21 protein-coding genes and 2 pseudogenes are annotated in these 19,800 nt (G+C 41.9%); 9 read left to right on the forward strand and 14 right to left on the reverse strand.

The genetic code is table 11. The features are described from left to right. The first annotated feature begins 57 nt into the window (after positions 1-57). Both W293_RS0111815 and W293_RS0111820 read left to right on the forward strand, forming a co-directional pair. Positions 58-1,050, forward strand: coding sequence for an IS110 family transposase (locus tag W293_RS0111815; protein WP_025651576.1), 993 nt, complete (start codon positions 58-60; stop codon positions 1,048-1,050). 7 nt (positions 1,051-1,057) lie between these two features. Then, positions 1,058-1,761 (forward strand): annotated as a pseudogene (locus W293_RS0111820) (RNA-guided endonuclease InsQ/TnpB family protein); the annotation flags it as partial. Positions 1,762-1,968: 207 nt separating this feature from the next. Here the strand turns inward: W293_RS0111820 and W293_RS0111825 are convergent. The 6 genes from W293_RS0111825 to W293_RS0111850 all read right to left on the reverse strand — a co-directional run bounded on the left by W293_RS0111825 (position 1,969) and on the right by W293_RS0111850 (position 4,910). Continuing rightward, on the reverse strand, positions 1,969-2,223 hold the full coding sequence (locus W293_RS0111825) for a Txe/YoeB family addiction module toxin (protein WP_025652646.1): 255 nt from the start codon (positions 2,221-2,223) through the stop codon (positions 1,969-1,971). Next, the gene (locus W293_RS0111830; protein WP_025652647.1) at positions 2,220-2,510 is read right to left on the reverse strand and encodes a type II toxin-antitoxin system Phd/YefM family antitoxin; all 291 of its coding nucleotides are present in this window, start codon (positions 2,508-2,510) and stop codon (positions 2,220-2,222) included. Before W293_RS0111830 ends, W293_RS0111825 begins: the two co-directional genes overlap by 4 nt. A gap of 92 nt (positions 2,511-2,602) precedes the next feature. Then, a complete protein-coding gene (locus W293_RS0111835; RefSeq protein ID WP_025652648.1) occupies positions 2,603-2,836 on the reverse strand; it encodes a type II toxin-antitoxin system RelB/DinJ family antitoxin in 234 nt (77 codons plus the stop codon). 80 nt (positions 2,837-2,916) lie between these two features. After that, positions 2,917-3,873: a replication initiation protein gene (locus W293_RS0111840; protein WP_025652649.1), complete on the reverse strand. Its 957-nt coding sequence runs from the start codon at positions 3,871-3,873 to the stop codon at positions 2,917-2,919. Between the two features lie 326 nt (positions 3,874-4,199). Next, entirely contained in the window at positions 4,200-4,370 is a 171-nt protein-coding gene (locus W293_RS17265) for a hypothetical protein (RefSeq protein WP_156410067.1), read from the reverse strand. 198 nt (positions 4,371-4,568) lie between these two features. Next, entirely contained in the window at positions 4,569-4,910 is a 342-nt protein-coding gene (locus W293_RS0111850) for a hypothetical protein (RefSeq protein ID WP_025652650.1), read from the reverse strand. Positions 4,911-5,171: 261 nt separating this feature from the next. Between W293_RS0111850 and W293_RS0111855 the strand changes: the two genes are divergently transcribed. Then, positions 5,172-7,820, forward strand: coding sequence for a MobA/MobL family protein (locus W293_RS0111855; protein WP_025652651.1), 2,649 nt, complete (start codon positions 5,172-5,174; stop codon positions 7,818-7,820). Positions 7,821-7,845: 25 nt separating this feature from the next. Continuing rightward, on the forward strand, positions 7,846-8,802 hold the full coding sequence (locus tag W293_RS0111860; RefSeq protein WP_025652652.1) for a hypothetical protein: 957 nt from the start codon (positions 7,846-7,848) through the stop codon (positions 8,800-8,802). A 188-nt stretch (positions 8,803-8,990) separates the two neighbouring features. On the opposite strand, the gene W293_RS0111865 is transcribed toward W293_RS0111860, so the two are convergent. Together W293_RS0111865 and W293_RS0111870 are read right to left on the reverse strand one after the other, a co-directional pair. After that, positions 8,991-9,266 carry a hypothetical protein gene (locus W293_RS0111865; RefSeq protein ID WP_025652653.1) on the reverse strand — a complete coding sequence of 92 codons (276 nt, stop codon included), beginning with the start codon at positions 9,264-9,266 and terminating at the stop codon, positions 8,991-8,993. Between the two features lie 156 nt (positions 9,267-9,422). Beyond that, positions 9,423-9,647 carry a helix-turn-helix domain-containing protein gene (locus tag W293_RS0111870; protein WP_025652654.1) on the reverse strand — a complete coding sequence of 75 codons (225 nt, stop codon included), beginning with the start codon at positions 9,645-9,647 and terminating at the stop codon, positions 9,423-9,425. A gap of 356 nt (positions 9,648-10,003) precedes the next feature. Here W293_RS0111870 and parA point away from each other — a divergent pair, with 356 nt between their 5' ends. Both parA and W293_RS0111880 read left to right on the forward strand, forming a co-directional pair. Next, the gene (parA, locus tag W293_RS0111875) at positions 10,004-10,642 is read left to right on the forward strand and encodes a ParA family partition ATPase (RefSeq protein ID WP_025652655.1); all 639 of its coding nucleotides are present in this window, start codon (positions 10,004-10,006) and stop codon (positions 10,640-10,642) included. 3 nt (positions 10,643-10,645) lie between these two features. Then, on the forward strand, positions 10,646-10,855 hold the full coding sequence (locus W293_RS0111880) for a plasmid partition protein ParG (protein WP_025652656.1): 210 nt from the start codon (positions 10,646-10,648) through the stop codon (positions 10,853-10,855). 199 nt (positions 10,856-11,054) lie between these two features. On the opposite strand, the pseudogene W293_RS17380 reads toward W293_RS0111880, so the two are convergent. From W293_RS17380 to W293_RS0111905, 5 genes and pseudogenes are all read right to left on the reverse strand, one after another. Beyond that, positions 11,055-11,177 (reverse strand): annotated as a pseudogene (locus W293_RS17380) (cation transporter); the annotation flags it as partial. 86 nt (positions 11,178-11,263) lie between these two features. Beyond that, positions 11,264-14,404: an efflux RND transporter permease subunit gene (locus W293_RS0111890; protein WP_025652657.1), complete on the reverse strand. Its 3,141-nt coding sequence runs from the start codon at positions 14,402-14,404 to the stop codon at positions 11,264-11,266. Next, positions 14,394-15,623, reverse strand: a complete 1,230-nt coding sequence (locus W293_RS0111895; protein WP_025644120.1) for an efflux RND transporter periplasmic adaptor subunit — start codon at positions 15,621-15,623, stop codon at positions 14,394-14,396. Before W293_RS0111895 ends, W293_RS0111890 begins: the two co-directional genes overlap by 11 nt. A 1-nt stretch (position 15,624) precedes the next feature. Next, on the reverse strand, positions 15,625-16,950 hold the full coding sequence (locus tag W293_RS0111900) for a TolC family protein (RefSeq protein WP_025652658.1): 1,326 nt from the start codon (positions 16,948-16,950) through the stop codon (positions 15,625-15,627). A gap of 48 nt (positions 16,951-16,998) precedes the next feature. Continuing rightward, complete coding sequence (locus W293_RS0111905; RefSeq protein WP_227502390.1) at positions 16,999-17,412, reverse strand: cation efflux protein, CzcI-like; 414 nt, start codon at positions 17,410-17,412, stop codon at positions 16,999-17,001. 166 nt (positions 17,413-17,578) lie between these two features. Here W293_RS0111905 and W293_RS17530 point away from each other — a divergent pair, with 166 nt between their 5' ends. Continuing rightward, on the forward strand, positions 17,579-17,710 hold the full coding sequence (locus tag W293_RS17530) for a hypothetical protein (RefSeq protein WP_264673014.1): 132 nt from the start codon (positions 17,579-17,581) through the stop codon (positions 17,708-17,710). A 112-nt stretch (positions 17,711-17,822) separates the two neighbouring features. Then, on the forward strand, positions 17,823-18,152 hold the full coding sequence (locus W293_RS17040; protein WP_084212324.1) for a four-helix bundle copper-binding protein: 330 nt from the start codon (positions 17,823-17,825) through the stop codon (positions 18,150-18,152). Between the two features lie 335 nt (positions 18,153-18,487). Here the strand turns inward: W293_RS17040 and W293_RS0111920 are convergent, their stop codons facing one another. After that, complete coding sequence (locus tag W293_RS0111920) at positions 18,488-18,952, reverse strand: NUDIX hydrolase (RefSeq protein WP_007115209.1); 465 nt, start codon at positions 18,950-18,952, stop codon at positions 18,488-18,490. A 231-nt stretch (positions 18,953-19,183) separates the two neighbouring features. Between W293_RS0111920 and W293_RS0111925 the strand changes: the two genes are divergently transcribed. Then, complete coding sequence (locus tag W293_RS0111925; RefSeq protein WP_025652659.1) at positions 19,184-19,774, forward strand: recombinase family protein; 591 nt, start codon at positions 19,184-19,186, stop codon at positions 19,772-19,774. Positions 19,775-19,800: the final 26 nt, after the last annotated feature.

Below are 19,800 nucleotides of genomic sequence, written 5' to 3' on the forward strand. Positions count from 1 at the left end.
CTCGACATCTTATCAGATGCCATGAGTGACACTGCATAAACAAGGGAAGACAATAAGATGACACATTATATAGGCATAGACGTTAGTAAAAATAAGCTAGATATTGCATGGCTCAAAGACACTGACAAACTAAAATTCAAAACTAAAGTCTTTAAAAATGATCACAGTGACTATGCTGCTCTTATCAACTGGCTAATTGCTAACATTACTGATGACTTAAACAACATCCACATAACCCTTGAAGCTACAGGCGTCTATCACGAGAACATCGCCTACTACCTATTTGATAAAAAGCTTAACGTTAGCATCATCAATCCTGCTTACGTCAAAAGCTATGCTGCTAGTTTAGGAAGTCGCAACAAGACGGATAAGAAAGATAGTATGTTATTAGCCCGCTACACCTATAGTGCTAAGCCTAAATTGTGGACACCGCCGCCAGCAGAGGCGCGTCACCTCAAGTCTTTACTGTCGCGCTTAGACGCGCTACAAGAAGACTTACAACGTGAGCTGAATCGATTGGAAAAAACGGAGGCCACAGACACCGCTCCTATCGTTAAAGCGTCTATTGAGCAGATGATAGTCTCTTTGCAAGCCGCCATTGTTAAGCTCAATGGTGATATTGATGACCATATCGATGGTCATCCCAATTTAAAGCAAGACCAATATCTGCTACAAACTATTAAAGGCGTCGGCCCTGTTGTCTCAAAGCAGATGATGTCGCTGATGCATAATAAGCAGTTTAGTCAAGCGTCGCAAATGGCAGCCTTTTTAGGTCTAGTTCCCAAGCATAGTGAATCAGGGCTATTTAAGGGCAAGTCTCGCTTAGCAAAGAATGGCTCAAGTGCCGTAAGAGCTAAATTGTATATGCCGGCGCTAGTCGCCATTAAGCATAATCCCGACATTAAGGCGCAGTATGAGCGACTGCTTGCTAACGGTAAGTGCAAAATGCAGGCTGTCTGTGCGGCGATGCGTAAGCTTGTGCATATTTGTTTCGGCGTGGTTAAACATCAGCAACCTTACCAAGCAAGAGTTGAGCTAATTAGCACTTGATTTGGCTTTTTTAAGATGGTATCTCTCGCTCTATACCATCAATACTTGTGAGCTGGTACAAGATGCACGAGGTCACTGGTACGCCTGTATCACCGTCAAAGAATTTCCAAAAACAGTTTGTGGTACGGGCCAAGTCGGTATTGATTTAGGCTGTAAAGATGCCGCAGTCAGTAGTGAGGGTGATCAGCTACAAATCAAAGTCACCCATCAATACGCAGAAAAACTGGCCATCGCTCAACGTGCCAAAAACAAAAAACGGGTTAAGGTCATTCATGCCAAGATTAAAAACACCCGCCAAGATCTGATTCATAAATTCACATCAAAGCTTGTCAAAGCCAACAGCTTAATCGTTGTTGGTAAAATCAAATCAAACTCATTCACTTCATCCAAACTGGCCAAATCCGTCTATGATGCTGGTTGGTTTGAGATTAAGCGGCAACTGGATTATAAATGCGCGAACGCAGGTTGCCACTATATCGAAGTCAATGAAGCGTACACCACCCAAACCTGCTCGTGTTGCGGCTCTCGCCAAGACAGTCCGAAAGGTAGAGAAGGTCTTGGTATAAGAGCATGGTTTTGTCGTTCTTGTAAAACGACCCATAACAGAGATGTTAATGGAGCAAAAAACATTCTCGCGGTCGGGCTTGGCCGTCTTTAGTAGGAATCCCCGTTCCTTTAGGTCGGGGAGGAAGTCAATCTGTGGTAACGTGATCAGAGGTATAGTCATTATTAGCAATTATATGGCGTCGTATGACCACATAAGGTTTGTTATCGAATGTTTAGGTCGAAATACTAACCAATATATTTAGACGTCTCTACAGAGCTTTCTCGTTCGTTTTAGGACACATAGCCAGAATGGAAAATAAAAAAGTGCCTGATTCTTAGGATCAAGCACTTTTGTGAACTAACACTGTTTACTTAATAATGATATCGGCACTGAACGATGATAATGGCATCATCTTGAACCTCATAAACCAGTCTATGCTCTTGATCAATGCGACGCGACCAATAGCCTGCCAGATCGTGTTTGAGTGGTTCAGGTTTACCAATACCCTCAAATGGGTCACGTTTGATGGCTTTAATCAGCTTACTTATTTGCTTGACCTTCTCTTTGCTGGTTTTTTGCCAGTATTCGTAGTCCTCCCACGCATCCTGTGTCCAAGATAAGATCAAGCGTCCACCTCATCATCACAAGTCAATAATGCGTCATCCGTATTGATGTCATGCTCGATTAAACGACCCGCCTTAGCATCGGCTATAGAGCGTCTGAGGCGCTTGGCATTAGTGGGGCTTTTTAGCAGATGAAGCGTTTCCTCATATGAATTAAACTCTTCTAAACTCATGAGTACCGCAGGTTTGGCGTTTTGTCTAGTAATCACGATCGGCGATTTGTCGGTATCTACCTTATCGATATATTTGGCTAGGCCCTTTCTAAAATCAGTGTAGTTCACAACATCCATAACGATTACTCCGTGTTTGGTCATCTTTATTTGTATGACTGATATTATATACCATATCTGTACTTATATCTGTACAGATATTTTACACTGATTTATTTATGGCGCTGGCCGCTCAATCCGTAATCACCCGCAGAAGTTTGTGGCGGCGTATTAAGATTAGAGGGTTTTTGATAATCAAAGGATAACGGCACGGTATTGGTTTGCGCCACTTGAGTTAAGAACAATTTGATTGCTTGAGACGGCGTTAATCCATAGCTTTCAAACACGGCAAAGGCGCTATCCTTGAGCTCTTGATCGAGCCTGATATTATAATTGGTTGTCGTCATGGCATTACAAATGGCTTATATATGTACGTACAATATAAACCATTTGTAATGCCAAAACTACTAAGCATGCTTTTTTCATATTATGATTTCTGCTTAGGGAACGTATAGCCTATCGCCAGTAAGTGCTTTTTGTGGGTCTTTAAAAAAGCTTCATCTCTTAATTGAGTGTGTAACCAGCTGATCACTTCTTGGGTACTTTTTCCTGAAGGCGCATAGCTACCAAATGGGGCATAGTTAGCCAATAGAGGCGCAAAACGGTCGATCTGTTTGACGGTTAAGGATGGTATATCTCTATTCTCATTATTCTGATTTAAGTCCTCCAGACTTTTTTTCTTGGTGGGCTTAGCTTTGACATTAAATTTTAGTCCTGTGACGGTACGACCACGTTTAACGTTTTCATAGGTGATTTTAATATCTGACTTTTCTGTTATTTCTTCAACGCTTGGGTTGATGACTCGACTTTTTAGGTTGTTAATACGTTCGTAAGATTTAGAAAGAGCTAGCTCCTCTCTAATTTCTTCAAGTGACATTGTCCACGAGCTCATTGCCTCATGTTTTTTGGCCAGATGGTATATATCTATTGAATATTCACCCTTCAGTTTAAGTACATCTTCTTTTTTATATTTAGTGAATGGATTATTTTCATCAAAAACCTTCAACATCAGTAGCACTTCATCTGTAAAACATAGAGACACATAGCCATCTTCATATATTGATCTGATGACCCACTGTACATTGACACGGCTACCGCGTTCATTTCTATAGCTAAAAAATCGCCTCATCATCGTTTCACTAGCATCTTTTAATTGAGTATAAGCAGAATCCACTTGAATGTTGCAAGCCTCTGCAAATGCTTTCGCGGTTATCTCTATAGTGTCTTTTTCAGTGGCATCTATCAAACGCACTACTGAACTAGCAAGCAACAGCAACCGTTTTTCATCAAGTGTCATTTCATAAAACGCTTGTAGAATACGATTTTGCATAACAACCCAATTTGCAGGGTATTTCTTCTCATATAAACCAACTTGGTTAGTCATATCTACGCCTTAATGCTCAAATCTATCTAATTGTAGCATAATACCTGCTGATTGTAGCTTTTAACCTAGCTGATTGTAGCATTAACCTAGCTGATTGTAGCATTAACCTAGCTGATTGTAGCTTTATAGATCTTGAAGCCCTTAATTGGTAAGGTCTGAGAGCGTCCTAAAAGTCTTTAAAAGTCTTTAAAAGTAAAAAATATGTTTTTATATTAAATAATAGGAAAAAAACCAAAAAACCGACGGATTTAAGATGATAATTTGATCGACCAATCACTTATAAAACTTATCAGTAGCTCAGAATGCAATTGTCCATTTACTTGATGTTAATCCTCGTTCACATAGTTCGGATCAAGCTTGGATCTTTGAAAATCTTCAAAAGCATGGTCAAAGATATTTTGAATATCTTCATCTGTCATTCTGGACAACCCTGTTTTCACATTCTCAATATCAGTCTCATTTTTTGTAGATAGTTTGTCTTCATTTTCAGTAGCCATTATCGACACATCTGTAAACACTTATCAAACCGTTGCTAAAAAGCCTAGAAACCACTCTTATATACGTTTTACGCTCTGTCCGATACGATGGTAGCTAAAGCTATTCTAAAACGCTTAAAACAGCCGATAACCGTCTCCTAACCTTTCGCTAATTAGTAGACGATCCAGCTGTACCTTCAATTAGGCGATTTCGAGTAGCTACTGTGATGATGAATAAATATCAAGCAATGAACCGTGGTCACTGTCCTGACTGTTTTTAGGTGGTGTAAAGCTGCTTGGTACCACCTCAGCTTTACTTTGTATTTTATTGGCAATTGCTTTCAAAAATTCACGGTGCTTTTTCAAACGAGCATATTTTTCATTATCGTGTGCGTCTAAAAAAATAGCTTGCAGTTCATGATTATCATCATCGTCTAATGCGTTGGCCAACCACTCCCCCAATATTTTATGTGCTTCAAGCCTGTCCTGATCAATCTCTTTTTTAAGAGCCTGTAATTGCTTAATCTTATTTGCGAATAAATCATCTGATATTACTGACATTACCTCATCCTTTTTTTAGCCAACTATGATAGAGTTGATCCTAGCAGTACATACATAGGTATGCAAGGTAGTAAAATACACAAGACCACATCGTTTCGTGGGCGCAGTAGTATTTTAACCCTCTGTTAAGAGCGAACTTAGGAGTTTGTGTAAAAAAGACCCACAAGGGGTACTGCTTTTTTACATAAACTCCGTCGTCCGGCAGGGGGCGAACCCCCTACAACCCCCAAGAAAACATTTTTCAATTCCGGATTTTTTGCTATGAATAATAAAGGGTTTCACCTGTCGGTTAGCGCCGTTAGTAAGGCGAAAAATCATAGCGTGGTGGCAAAGTCGGCTTATAATTCTGGCTCAAAACTGGTTGATGAGCAGTCAGGAGTCGTCCACGATTACACCAGTAAAGCTAAAGACAAAATCTTAAATTTAGTGGACAGTGATGGTACTAAATACACGCAAGTTGTTGAGAAAAATGTGGTGCATACGGCGTTGATAACGCCAACTCTTGCTGGGGATCTAGCAGTGACACGTGAGGGTTTTTGGAATGATATCGAACGCATTGAGACTCGTAAAAACGCGCAATTGGGTACTGAGATTGATGTGATGTTTCCTGATGGGATCACCGCGGATCAGCGTATAGTTCTGGCCGAGCGCTACGCTCAAACCTTATCTGATCGCTATAACGTGCTTGTCGATGTGGCCATTCATCGGCCCCACAGTCACGAGAAACATGTGGGGGAGGTTGAAGTGGTTGAGCTGACCAGTCGTAACTTTCATGCCCATATTTTACTCTCAAGCCGTGAGATAGTAGCGGATGTTGAGGGTTATGCTTTATCAGCACGCAAGAATTGGTTGCAGTGGTCAACGGAGGAGCGGTTATCTAAGGGGTTAAACGGACGCGGCGATGAGCTTAAATATCAACGCACCCTTTGGGCGGATATGGCCAATGAGCTACTGCCTAAGAATAAAACCATTAGTGAGAAATCCTACCGTGAGCTGGGCATCAATCGTTTGCCAAAAATGAAACTGGGTAAATCACTATATAAGGATATTCTCAAAGGCAATCGTTCAGTGATTCACGAATACAACGAGACGATTGATGAGATCAATGCTTACATTGAAAAAAATGGTTTAGTAATTGAGTACGACGACAAGGGACGTATTGACCTAGAAAGCAATGAACAAGAGGTTAACGGCGTCACAATACATTATAAAAAGCGTAAACCCTTTGCGCGAATTGAGCTCAGTAATATCCGATTTGTAGATCCTGCCGTTGAACTTGAACCCGCTATCCCTAAAAGTAACAGTCAGACGCATAGTGATGCGGCCAATGATCACGCACTTGATGAGCTTTTAGCAATCTCAGCCGACTTTGTGAGTCAAAAAAAGATGGTACGCAGCGCCTTATTTTCAACCATTGATGCGCTGCATGAAGAGTTAGCGCACCAGTCTAAACAGATTATTACTATTGATAAAAACATTAAGAGTACCCAGCGGTTCACCGAGGAGGTGGGACAGGATTTTAGTGACCCCCGCCAAAAAATGATTGAGCTTGCCAGGCAGATAAGCACAAAAGAGCAAAGTGAGGCACTAAAGGCGGCTTTAGCGTTGGTTGAGGAGTTTAGACAAGATGATACCCTACAAACAGGCCGCGCTGTTAGCCGTCTTGAAGAGCAGCTGTCACAGATTGATAAAACGGTGCTGAACAATAAAACGGTTTTAAAAAAGCTGATCCCGCTTAATAATGAAGTCATTGCGGACTACAAAGGGTTGAAGGCCACGCTAAAACCCTTTGCCGCAAAGCTGAATAAACTGGCGACTGGCTTTAAAGCTCTTGATGAGATTGATATTGAAAAATCCGACTTATCCTTACAGTGGGATCAAGCGTTTGCGGATCTACAAGAGATAGACGTCACCAATAACATGGACACTTATCATAAGTTTGCCGCATTTGCAGATCTGGATGTTGAGCGCTTTAAATATCTTCAAAAAGAGCGTGAGGCGCTCAGTACGTTAAAAGCAGTAGAGGTAGACGCGGATGCTTACACTCGTTTAACGGCATTGACCGCTGATGTTAAAGCGTTTAAGACTGCCAATGATAACGACATCAAACAGTTAAAGCAGCAAATTAATACCAGTCAAAAAACCTATCAGCGCCTGTCGCCGTTTTATGAGCAGCGTATCGCCTTACTGGATCAAAGTGAAGCTGTGATTGTGCAAGATGATGACCTATACGATGAGATTACCCGTACCAAGACCACTCAATTGAACGCAGATCGGCTTGATGACTGGCGCAACCGTACGATGGTGCTTCACCACCAGCTCAATAAAGCACATGAGCAAGCAAAGCTTAAGGAAGAGGCTGAGCGCGCACGAGAGGAGGCTTTAACCAGGCGGCGAGTAGCTTTACAACAGAGACGGCAGCAGGCATCTCTTAAGCGTCAGCGAATCAATGAGACCAAAGCATATCGAGATCGATTTGACAATTTAGTGGTACGGGTGCGTGACCGCGTTGATGCCCTTGATTTTAAGGCCGTTGATGCACCGATCGAAGTGATCAACGCGGCTGAGGCGGTTGCCGCACAAGCATTTATATTCACTACTCTAAAACACACTGACAGCTTTACGACACTACAAAAAAGTTTACGAGACACCGATGCCAAAAAAATTGCAACGCAGGTGCAGAAGGCAGCAACGACGCTATGGCAACAGCTTGAGCGCTTGCCTGACAATCAAGATAAGGTCGAGGTATTAACCCAGATCAATGAGCGCTTTGAGCACGTTCCTGCTATCACCATAGATGGGGCAACGCTCACACAAACTGTGACAGATCACCTGCAAAAAACGAAGAACGCCATCCAAGCGCATGAACAAGCACAAAGACGCCGCTACTCCTCACCACGCCCATTTTAGGCGGCATTATAATAATGAGTACCCCATGAATAAAGACAATAGCAATGAGCAAGACATACACGATCAACTTGTTAACCTAGTGACTTCATTGACTCCGGTCATTGGGGCCTTGCGTGAGCTGATTAAGCGAGCCGATGATGCGGTAGCGAGGCGGCTTGAGCGTTCGCTTAGCGGTATTGATAGCAAGGTGAATGAGGTGTCTTCTGCCATTGAAGAATTAGGTAGTAGCGCAAGCACGACTTCGCAGGCATTGAGCCAGTATCAAGAACTCGTGTTAAAGCAGCTTCAAGCAGCAGTGACGGCTTTCACTGACAATGAGATGCCGCGTCGTTATGATGACAAAATAGCGGGCATCATCACCGATATGAAACAGCAGATTGATACGGCTGTAGAGTCGGTCGTCACTGCTAAAAACGATAGCATAGAGGTACAAATCAGTACCATGCAAGGAGTTGCTGATAAACTTAGCGCAAGCGCTGACAATCTAGCCCTATTCACCAATCAGTACCAAGCTGGTCATAAGCAGATTATTGAAGATATTGAGACCTTTGAGACCACCACCAAAACGCGGATTGAGCAGGTCGAGGGTAGAGCTAGTAAAGACTTGGACAAAATTCATAAGTCCATTGAGACTATGAGTATTAAAAGGATTGCAGCCGCTGTCGCAGCGGGTACGATGGCTGTGATAATAAGTTTGGTGGCTCTGGTATTTTGGTATGTGCCAAGCTTTGATGAGATTGCAGAGATGAAATACCAGCAAGCAGAGCTACAGCGCGGCATCGATGAGCTTGAAACGGGTTGGAAACAGGCCTTTAATAATGCTCAAAGTGCGCAGTTTATTTTGGCTTGTGATGTTAATAAAGAGCAGCCTGATGCAATCAGCTGGTGCGTTAGAGCAGACAGTAAGAGTGTTTTGAGAGATGAGAGAGGCTTTGTTTATTATAAAATAGCTGGGGTGCCGCGTGCAAAGCCGACTGAGTAAAGACGTATGGCAATAGTGAGCTATATTGCCCAAAAGTGCGTCTTCTGAAACATATAAGACTGAAAAAAGGCTTGTTTGATTGTCGTTATCTTTGTCTATATTAAAAAGCCAGATAATGACACTTTATCTGGCTTTAAGGGTTATTGTTTCTTGTTAAACAAGAAGTCTGTAAATATAAGCTAAAGTGACTAGGCTGCTTGGTCAGTGTAAGCTGTGACCAACTCTATAAAAGCAGTTTCAAGGATGCTTAAAGTGTAGTCGTCAACGATAAGACCATCATCCAGCTGTCGTTGCACCCAGACATAAATCGCTTCATCATTATAAAGAATAGCGTCAACACCAAGTAATGATGCCAGTTGTACGCCTTGCTGTACTTGTAAGCTGAATAACAGCTTAGAGGCTAAATTTTTAGTCTGTTCACTAAACCAAGCGCAGCTGTTGAGCCGCGATAGATTGTTATTCATTAGTATTCTCCTGCAGATTATTGTGTATAAATAATGGATAAAATGACTTACTACAGGTCAAATTATACCTATATTTTAATCTATCGCAAGAGAAAATAACCTTCTGTAGGTCTTTTTATACTTTTAAAGGTGATAATGTCTTATGAGCGAAGGTGTTCACTCAGGCGACTCACTGCTGTCCTCATTTATGATTTCATATAAATCACCAACATTGATTCTAAGATACGTGCATAAAGACTCGATGACATCTAGATCAACTCGGGTGGCTTCTTCATGATACATGCGAGTAATGGTGCCACGATTGATGCCAGTATCCCTTGCGACATCGGCAATTTTAAGGCGTCTTTCGCCCATGATGGTCGATAAGTGACACTTCACCATAGTGGTTTCCTCATTAACGATTGGTGGTTTTGATTGGTGAGCAGATTATAACGAATATGAGTGGCTAACGTATTCCTTTTAGTAGCTCAAATTGATATTCAACAGCGGTAATTTACCTGGTAGTAGGCAGTTCGTTATGCTGTCTTTGATACAGGACGTCTATCATGATGGATATACGCTAGTTAGAAAAGGTGATGCTATTTTTACTATGAAGTATTGCTATTAGTAGTAATGTGACGTACATTTTTAGTTATACTTATATACTTATATACTTATATACTTATATACTTATATACTTATATACTTATATACTTATATACTTATATACTCAATACATACTACAGGGATCTGTATTTATGAAGGTAATCGCGGTATTAAATCAAAAGGGTGGCAGCGGTAAGACTACCATCGCAACGCATTTGGCTCGTGGCTTACAGCTAAAAGGCCATAGTGTTTTGTTGGTGGATAGTGACCAGCAGGGCAGTGCGCGTGACTGGAGAGCAGTTGATGAAGACAATCCGGTACCGGTGATTGGGCTCGATAGACCAACACTTGATAAAGATTTAAAAAACGTCTCTGATAAAGATTATGTGGTGATCGATGGATCGCCGCAAGCTACTAGTCTGGCTATTTCTGCTATAAAAGCGGCTGATTTTATATTGATTCCGGTGCAGCCGAGCCCCTATGATATCTGGGCGACCAGCGATTTGGTTGATTTAGTGCAGCAGCGTATTGAGATGATGGATGGCCAACTAAAGGCAGCCTTTGTTGTCTCACGCGCCATTCAAAATACCAATATTGGTAAAGAGGTTGCAACCGCGCTGCTTGATTATAATATTCCGGTATTAGAGACCAGAGTGATGCAGCGAGTTGCTTATCCTAATAGTGCTGCCCTTGGTAAGACAGTATTTGATACCGAATCGCCTAGTAGCAATGCGATACAAGAGATAACCGCATTGGTCAGTGAGATTCAAATATTTTTTGGTGAGGAGTAAGTCATGAGTTTATCAGCAGGTCGTCCTAGTAAGAACGTTAAGGATCAATTGGCTTTATCGGATGTGACGGACAGTCCCAAAAAGACGGTACGCGTGAATTTTAATTTAGATGAAGATAAACACATTGCGCTCAAGCGGTACGCGCTTGAAAGCCGAAAAACGGTGACTGAGTTGTTGACTGAAATGATTGAGGAAAAGTTGGTTGAGCGATAGGTATAAAAAAGGGACTTTCCTAAACTTTGTGTAACTTCTTATACCCTATTAGCAAATAGAAGTTACACAAAATCCAAGATGGGCTCGTGGTCGATGCCAATCCGTAACTGGACGTCTGCTCTGAATCGTTTTATGATTATGTTTGATGACCGTATCAGCAAGCATTTAATCTAAACGGCAGTTACACAGAATTCGGGATGGTCTCAAAAGCAGCGACAACTTCTACTATTAAAAAAGTAGTCGTTAAACCTAAGGCAACCATTAACTTCTTACTATTTTCTTCAGTAACAACCGCATGGCTATGATCATGATGTTCTGACATAAAATATTTTCCTTATTCTATTTATGATGAGCAGAGATATTGGATAACAGCCAATATCTCTGCTGTAAATCGACTAATCTATTGGATTAAGAAACTTTTTTTTCATTTATCCAACGATAAAGCACGGGTAACAGCACCAAAGTTAGTAATGTTGAAGAGATAATCCCGCCAATCACTACGGTTGCCAGTGGCCGTTGAACCTCAGCCCCTGTTCCGGTTGACAGCGCCATTGGTACAAAACCCAGTGAAGCCACACAAGCTGTCATCAACACTGGTCTTAAGCGCAAAATAGCCCCTTGCCACACGGCTTTATGCACTGGATATTTGTCCCTTAATTCATTAATAAAGGTCAGCATTACCAGTCCATTGAGGACTGCAACACCAGATAAGGCAATAAAGCCAATTCCAGCTGACATCGATAATGGAATATCCCTTAGCCAAAGGAACAGCACACCACCGGTCAAGGCAAAGGGTATCCCGGTAAAGACCAATAGACTTTCTTTGACATTGTGAAAGACCGCCATCAGTAAAATAAAGATAGTGATTAAAGTCAGTGGAATCACGATTTGCATCCGTGCTTTGGCTGAAGCCAAATTTTCAAACTGACCGCCATATTCTATCCAATAACCACTTGGCAAAGTGTATGCTTTGAGCTGTGTCTGTACATCAGAAACAAAAGACCCTAAATCACGCCCTTCAACATTCGTTGTAACCACAACTCGGCGTTTACCATTTTCTCGACTGACTTGGTTGATTCCTTCAATGGTCGAGACTTGCGCGACATCCGACAATAAAATACTGCCACCATTTGGAAGCTGAATAGGTAACTGGGAAACAGATGCGACACTACGGTCTTGCTCTCCAAGACGGATAACAAAATCAAAACGACGATCGCCTTCTAAAATCTCTCCCACGCTTTGTCCACCAATACTGGTTGCCACAAGGTCTTGAATTGAACGCACACTCAAACCATATTGTGCAGCCAAAGTTTTATTTACCTCGACATTCAGTAATGGCAAACCTGAGGTCTGCTCAACTTTCACGGCACTGCTACCCGATATTTGCTGAATGATTTTGGAGATTTTAGTCGCCTCAGTATTGAGGACATTCATATCATCACCGAAGATTTTCACACCAACATCACTACGCACACCTGAGATCAATTCATTAAATCGGAGTTCAATCGGTTGTGAAAATTCACTATTATTGCCTGGAATCGTGGCTAAATACGTCACCATACGGCCACGTAATTCATCTAAACTTTCTTTAGGATTTGGCCATTCTGAACGAGGCTTTAACATGATATAGCCATCTGAAATATTGGGTGGCATGACATCTGTTGCAACCTCGGCTGTACCCGTTCTGGCAAATACTGCCTTAATTTCAGGGAAACTCTTTAAAAGAAGTTTTTCAGTATTCTCCTGAATACGTAAAGACTCTTCTAAGCCTGTACTTGGTGAACGTAACTGTTGTATCGCAAAGTCTCCTTCACTGAGCTGTGGTGCAAATTCACTGCCGAGTTTGGTACTGATAAATCCCGTAATCACTAATAAACACAGTGCAAAAGTCAGCACAACTGCTTTGTATTGATACGAAATATCAAGAGTTTGCTGATATTTAGCTTTTAGCCATAACATCCAACGACTTTCTTTTTCTTGAATATCGCCTTTGACCCACAATGCCACAGCAGCAGGCACAAAGGTGATCGATAAAATAATGGCTGCAACAAGGGCGAGTACCACTGCCAATGCCATCGGATGGAACATTTTTGCTTCCACACCACTTAAAGCAAAAATCGGCAAATACACCACCAAAATAATAAGCTGACCAAAAATAAGAGGACGACGTGCTTGGCGGGCAGCCAGAAAAACTTCCTTAAAGCGTTCACTTTGTGTGAGAGGTCGTTTTAACAGTTGCTGTGTATGGGCTAAACGCCGGATACAGTTTTCGACAATCACCACAGCACCATCGACAATGATGCCGAAATCGAGTGCACCTAAACTCATCAGATTGGCACTGATATTTTGCTGTGCCATCCCGGTTAAGGTAAACAGCATAGAGAGTGGAATGACACAGGCAGTAATCAAGGCAGCACGGATATTCCCTAAAAACAGGAACAGAATGATGATGACCAGGATTGCTCCCTCTACCAAGTTTTTCTGAACGGTTTTAATCGCCTTCTCAACCAAGGTAGTACGGTCGTACACCGTTTCAATCACTACCCCTTTAGGCAAACTATTCTGAATATCTTGAAGCTTGGCATCCACAGCTTTAGAAACAGTCTGGCTATTTCCACCCATCGCCATCATGACAATCCCTAAAACGGTTTCTTTGCCGTTATAGGTTGCCCCACCGGTTCTTAAATCATGCCCAATAGAGACTTGCGCAATATCACCAACCCGAATTGGGCTGCCATTTGGGCTACCCAGCATGGTGTTCTCAATATCAGAAAGCCCATTGAATGCACCCGGTACACGTACCGTCAGTTGCTGACCATTGTCTTCAATATAACCTGCACCTCGGTTCTCATTATTTTGCGCTAAAGCCTGTTGCAGTTGTTCTAATGAGATATTCAGTTGCTGCATCCGGTTTAAATCGGGAGAGACCACATAGGTTTTTTCAAAACCACCAATACTGTTGACCTCTGCAACTCCCTTAACACGTTGCAGTTGAGGACGCACAATCCAGTCCTGAATCTCACGCAAATCCATCGGCGTGTATGCAGTTCCATCCGGCTTTTTCGCATTCGGATCTGCCTTCAGTACCCATTGATAAATCTCACCGAGACCCGTAGAAACGGGGGACATCGTCGGTGCGATTTGTGCAGGCAACTCAGATTGCGCCTCCTGTGTCCGTTGGTTAATCTGCTGACGGGCCCAATAAATATCAGTCCCATCTTTAAAGATAATGGTGACTTGAGAGAGTCCATAACGGGATATGGAACGGGTAAGCTCCAGATCCGGAATGCCAGCCATGGCATTTTCAATGGGATAGGTAATCAGCTGTTCGACTTCAAGCGCAGTAAAACCCTTGGCTTGAGTATTAAGCTGGACTTGGGTATTGGTAATATCGGGTACAGCATCAATCGGGAGTTTCTGATAGCTATACACCCCGACCGCAATCCAGGTACAGACAAAGAGCAACACCCAAATCGCATTTTGTATGGAAAACTGAATGATTCGTTCGAATAAACCTTCTGGTTTTGGCAGATCAGAATTAATGTCCATGGCCTGCCTCGTCTTTTTCTAATTCAGATTTCAACAAGAAACTGCCTTGAGCGATATACTTCTGCCCTTCAGTCAGCCCAGAAATCACTTCAAGCCATTGTCCATCACTTGAAGCCTGCCCCAATTGCACTTTCTGTGCTTTTAAGTGGACTTGACCTTTTTGTTCTGAATCTACGATGAAAATACTGTCTTCACCTTCAATACTTTGCAGCGCAGACTTTTGAATCCGAAGGGCTGATTTTGCTGTAGCTTCCGGAATCAACACTCTCACTAACACATTAGAACGCAACTCAGTAGCTTGCGCATCGAGTTTTGCGCGCACCACCAGACGCCCTGTTTGTACATCTGCCTGAGAGGTTAAGCTTTGTACAGTAGCTTTATAGCTTTGATCTGAATCATTCACTTTAAAGTCAATTTTTTGCCCGGCTTGCAGTTGACCTGAGAATTGATTCGGCAAATTAAACTCAAGCCATAAATCTTTCAGCTGTTCAATGACAAAGAGCTGATTAGCCAGTTGCACATTTTCACCGACCACAATATCTTTTTGACTGATCACCCCAGAGATCGGTGCTTTAATCAGAAAACGCCCATTGTTATTGCCACTTGCACCTAATGCATTTAAACGTGCTTGTGAGGACTGGACAGTAATCTGCGCTTGACGGTAGGCATTTTCGGCACGCTGGTAATCCTGTTTGGCAGAAACCCCCTGTGACCAGAGTTGCTGTTCGCGCTGGTAATCTTTACGGGCCAAATCCAGATTCACCTGTGCCATACGCAGATTTGCCTGTTGGTCGATCAGTTCAGGCACGGTTAGTACAGCCAGCGTTTGTCCTTTTTGCACGCTCTGTCCTAAAGCCACATTGATCTGCTCGACATAACCACTAAAATTAGGCGATATATGCGCTTGTTGATCGGTATTCACCACCAATTTACCTGGCAGGGTTGTCAGCTTTTCAACCAATCCTGTGGATGCAACAGCAACTTTTAAACCTTGTTCAACCATTTGTTGGCTGGTCAGTTGTATTTCGCCTTCTTCAGCATGTCCTTCTTCAGAACTATCTTCATCAGAATATTCGGCATTTCCCTCATCATAACCCTGCCCCTCAGATTCAGTTTTTTTTGAACTTAACCAAATAGCCAGACTGACCAAGACCGTAATCAGAATCAAAACTACAATCATGAGAGACTGGGATATTTTTCCGTTTTGCTTGGCGTTCATTTTATCGTGCTCCCCCATTGATTAAATTTTGCGATGCTTCGACTGCCTTTTTATTCAGTTGTGTATAGGCATCCGAACGGCTAATTTCTTCATAACTTGTGCCAATACTGAGTGCCTCAGCTGCTAGGGCAGTTTGCCAAGCTTGACGTAGAGTTTGTAATTGACCCAATCGAAGATTCTGCAGTTGGGTGGTTGCTTGCTGAACGTCGGTAATGGACAGTTTCCCTGCCTGAAACCCTAGTAAAGTACGGCTCTGAACTTTGGTCGCCAAAGTAACTTGTGCTGTTGTGGCATCGAACTGGCTACGTAAACCTTTGAGCTGATGCATGCTGTTGGCAATATCGAGTATTTGTTGCTTCAGCTCACGCTGCTGCTGTTGGTTCAGCAATATTTGCTGTTGCTGGACCATCGGGATCGCATATTGCTGGCGATTGAAAATATTCAGTGGAATAGCCACGCCGATTGCTAAAGTCGTATCGTTGCTTCCATTAGGGGTTTTGCTACGTTTCATGCCTACATTTAAAGTCGGATTGGGACGTGCCTGAATTCTTAAATTTTCAATTTGATGATCCGATTGCTGAATGTTCAAGGCATAGAATTTTTCTAGCCACCCTTCAGCAATATACCGTTGCACAGTTTGGAGACTTTGCTCTGGCCAAGGGATAGCGGTTTTATTCAATTGAAGATGTGAAGATGTTTCTCCCCCCCACAAATTAGACAGCTGACGACCGGCAGCTTGTTTATTCAGCATCGCTTGCTCATAAAGTCGTTGGATTTCTAGCGCTTCAATTTGGGCACGCTCAAAATCAACCAGGGCAATACTGCCTGCCTGATAGCGTTTCTGGGCACTGTCCAGATTGACTTTACTTGTTTTTAACTGTACTGAATAAGCAGACTGCTCAACCTCAGCAAGTGCAAATTGCGACCATGCAAATTTAACAATCAGTTGGCTTTGTGCCTTCCATAATTGCTGTTGCAATTGGATTTGTTGATTCGAGGTATTGGCAATCACCCGGTTCAGCTTACGCTGACCAAATAGATCTAGAGGTTGACTAACGCCAACATTGAATTCCTGTTCTTGACCTGAGCCAAAGCCAGACTGTTCTAAACTTATACTTGGATTCTGCCATAACCGACTTTGCTGAATATTCAATTCAGATATTTGCTGAACTTGTTGCCACGGCTTGTCTTGAGTCTGGTAACTTTGTACTTTTGCTAAAGCGGATTCAAAGCTGGTAACGTTTTCAGCATAGCTATATTGCATAGCCGCTGCACATATACAAGCAACCAAGCTATGACGCAAGAGTATAATTGATTGTGAAGACATGATTTTTCCCACTTATTTAAATAATAAAAGTGGTGGGAATGTTTTAGGCTACCCCACCATGAGCGGGGAAAATTCGGGAGGTAGGCTTTGTTGAAACAGGTCAGGAGCCTGATAGCTGTTTTTCCAATGAAATTGTGGATTCACTTTAACTTCAGAGCTTGGATGAAACACATCTACTTTTTCATTTTGTACAATCAAATGCATCATCGATGGTAGATGATCTTGATGATCTTCACCGATTTCTAAATCGCTACTGAATGTTTTTATGTTTTCTGACTGTCCATTATGATCGTGTTGACGACTATCGCTGGCACACAAGGTATTTTGGTGATGACCAAAATGATAACTCTGCTGTGATTGAGGCTGTTGTTCATGGACACAAAAGGCCGCCGCCACATTCCAAAAGCTTTGGAACATGAACAATCCAACCAAGACTGTAATCCATGTAGTAGAACGCATCATCTGAACCGTACCGGGTTTGTCGGAGACTTTTTATTTAAGTTAGGCCACCTGACCTAACGGGTTAATCTTATCATTGTACATTGCTTCAAACTCAAAAGGCAATTTTCCATGAGAGTTTCCCAAACTTTGTGTAACTGCTTATAATCCACTAACAGGAGAATAAGCAATGACTAACCAATCTGACATCAAGAAACTGGCTGAGCAAATGGCCAGCAGCATGAAAAGCTTCGATGACATCAAAGACTTTCAAAAGCAGCTCATGCAGTCCTTCATCGACACTGCATTTACACTCTCCTAAAACCATTTAACAAAATCTATGACTATTTTACTTTCCCTTACATAATCGTCCTAGTGTATATCTTTTTTTTTGATTAGCATTTTCCTAAATCAATTGACTTTAGGTAAGTATGATGAACGATATCCAATTTTCAGATTGCGCAAAGGCATGTATGAGCTGTTACCTTACCTGTGCCAGTTGTGCAAATGCCTGTCTAAAAGAAGAAAATCTGGAGATGATGCGAGAATGTATTCAGCGTTGTCTAGATTGTGCAGATATTTGTCAGCTCTGTGCTCGTATGCAGCAAACAGAATCTCCTTTTATGAAAGAAATTTGTGAGCTTTGTGCCAAGGCTTGTGAATACTGTGCAGATGAATGTAGCCAACATGAGCATCAATACTGCCAGCAATGTGCTGATGCTTGCCGTGAATGTGCCGTCGAATGTCGAAAAATGGTTGCCTGATAAATAAAAGAATTAGTTGAGTTTAGGATTTACTCAATGAATAGCCAACGTGTTAGTTGTTAGTGGGTCAAACCACTAACAACTCGCAAAAAATGGCTGAATTTGTGGACGTTGTTTTTGCGATTCGATCCAAAGAGAGTACTTTGATTGAACGCGCATGAGTAAATCAGCACTAATACCTAAAGCATCGTGCAAACGTAAGGCTACATCGGCTGTTACTGGGAGGGTGTAAATAATTCTGTGTAAATACAGTTTTATTTACACTCTCAACTGTATTTACACAGAATTATTTACACCCTCCCCCTGGGGTATAGAATATCGAACTTTCTTACTTTTTAGAGTAACTCAGCTGCTTGTAATGCTATTTCTTTAACATCTAAGCTAAGGGCTAAATCTGCATTGATCAAATCTTCAATATCGAAAAATCTAGCTTCTAGGGCGTCATCACCTGCTAGAGGATCACCAGAAACCCAAATACAAAGTACGGCTACAAGAACAAAATGGTGACGCAGCTTACCACTACTATCAAAGTCAAACGCGTCTACAGCGTTAAATGTCTTAAAGGCTTTTGATACAATGCTTGTCTCTTCATAAAGTTCACGAACGGCAGCATCTTTAACAGTTTCCCCACGTTCAATTTTACCACCGGGAAAACCCCATCGACCTGCATCGGGTGGGTTAGCACGGCGTACTAAAAGCACCTTTCCATCTTTAAAAAGTACTCCAATAGTAGCTACTATTGGACGTAGGCTCTGTGGTTCGTATTGTATTATAGGTTCATTACTTAGTATATTAGACATAAAAACTCAATTGAGAATAGGACATAGAGGATAGCTTAATATTCAAGTCCTCACTAGGGTACCGAACCAGTGAAAGCGCCTGACAATCTACCATTAGACTATACCTAAAACATAAAACCTTTAAATGATAACCTATCTATCATTAGACTTTTTTATGTTATTAAATGATAGTAATATCTTGCTATTATCAATGAACATTAATTATTAAGTCTAAATAATAGAGGTGGCGTTATGACTGTTCGTATTTATGTGAGAGCCAGCACTAAGGATCAAGACGCGACCAGAGCATTGTCTGACTTGATTAGCTTTAGCCAAAGCTATGATGATAACCATGTTGAGTACGTAGAGCATTTCAGTGGTACAAAGTTAGATAGACCAGCACTCACTAAGTTACTCAATGATGCTGAGCAAGGCGATATATTGCTTGTTGAGAGTGTAGATAGATTAAGCAGGCTATCTCAAGATGATTTTGCAATCTTAAAGCAGCGCATCAAAGATAAAGGTTTGCGATTGGTGGTAGCTGATCTACCAACTACACATACGGTTAGCGAGGGTATGACAGGCGACATCCTTAGGGTAATTAACAATATGCTGATCGACTTATTAGCAACGATGGCAAAGCTTGATAACGATAAGCGTAGAGAACGTATCAAGCAGGGATTAGCAAACAGTGGATATAAACCTACTGGTAAGAAAGCAAATCTAGCAAAACACAATCGTATTAGAGAATTAGACAGTCAAAATAATATGACAAAAGAGGAAGTAGCTAAGGCAGTTGGTGTTGGGGTAGCTACGGTTTATCGTGTCTTAAAACAGGGTTAATAGCTGAAGTATTTTAAACATTAATT

This window comes from Psychrobacter sp. TB67 (assembly GCF_000511065.1).
GTDB classification, from domain to species: domain Bacteria; phylum Pseudomonadota; class Gammaproteobacteria; order Pseudomonadales; family Moraxellaceae; genus Psychrobacter; species Psychrobacter okhotskensis.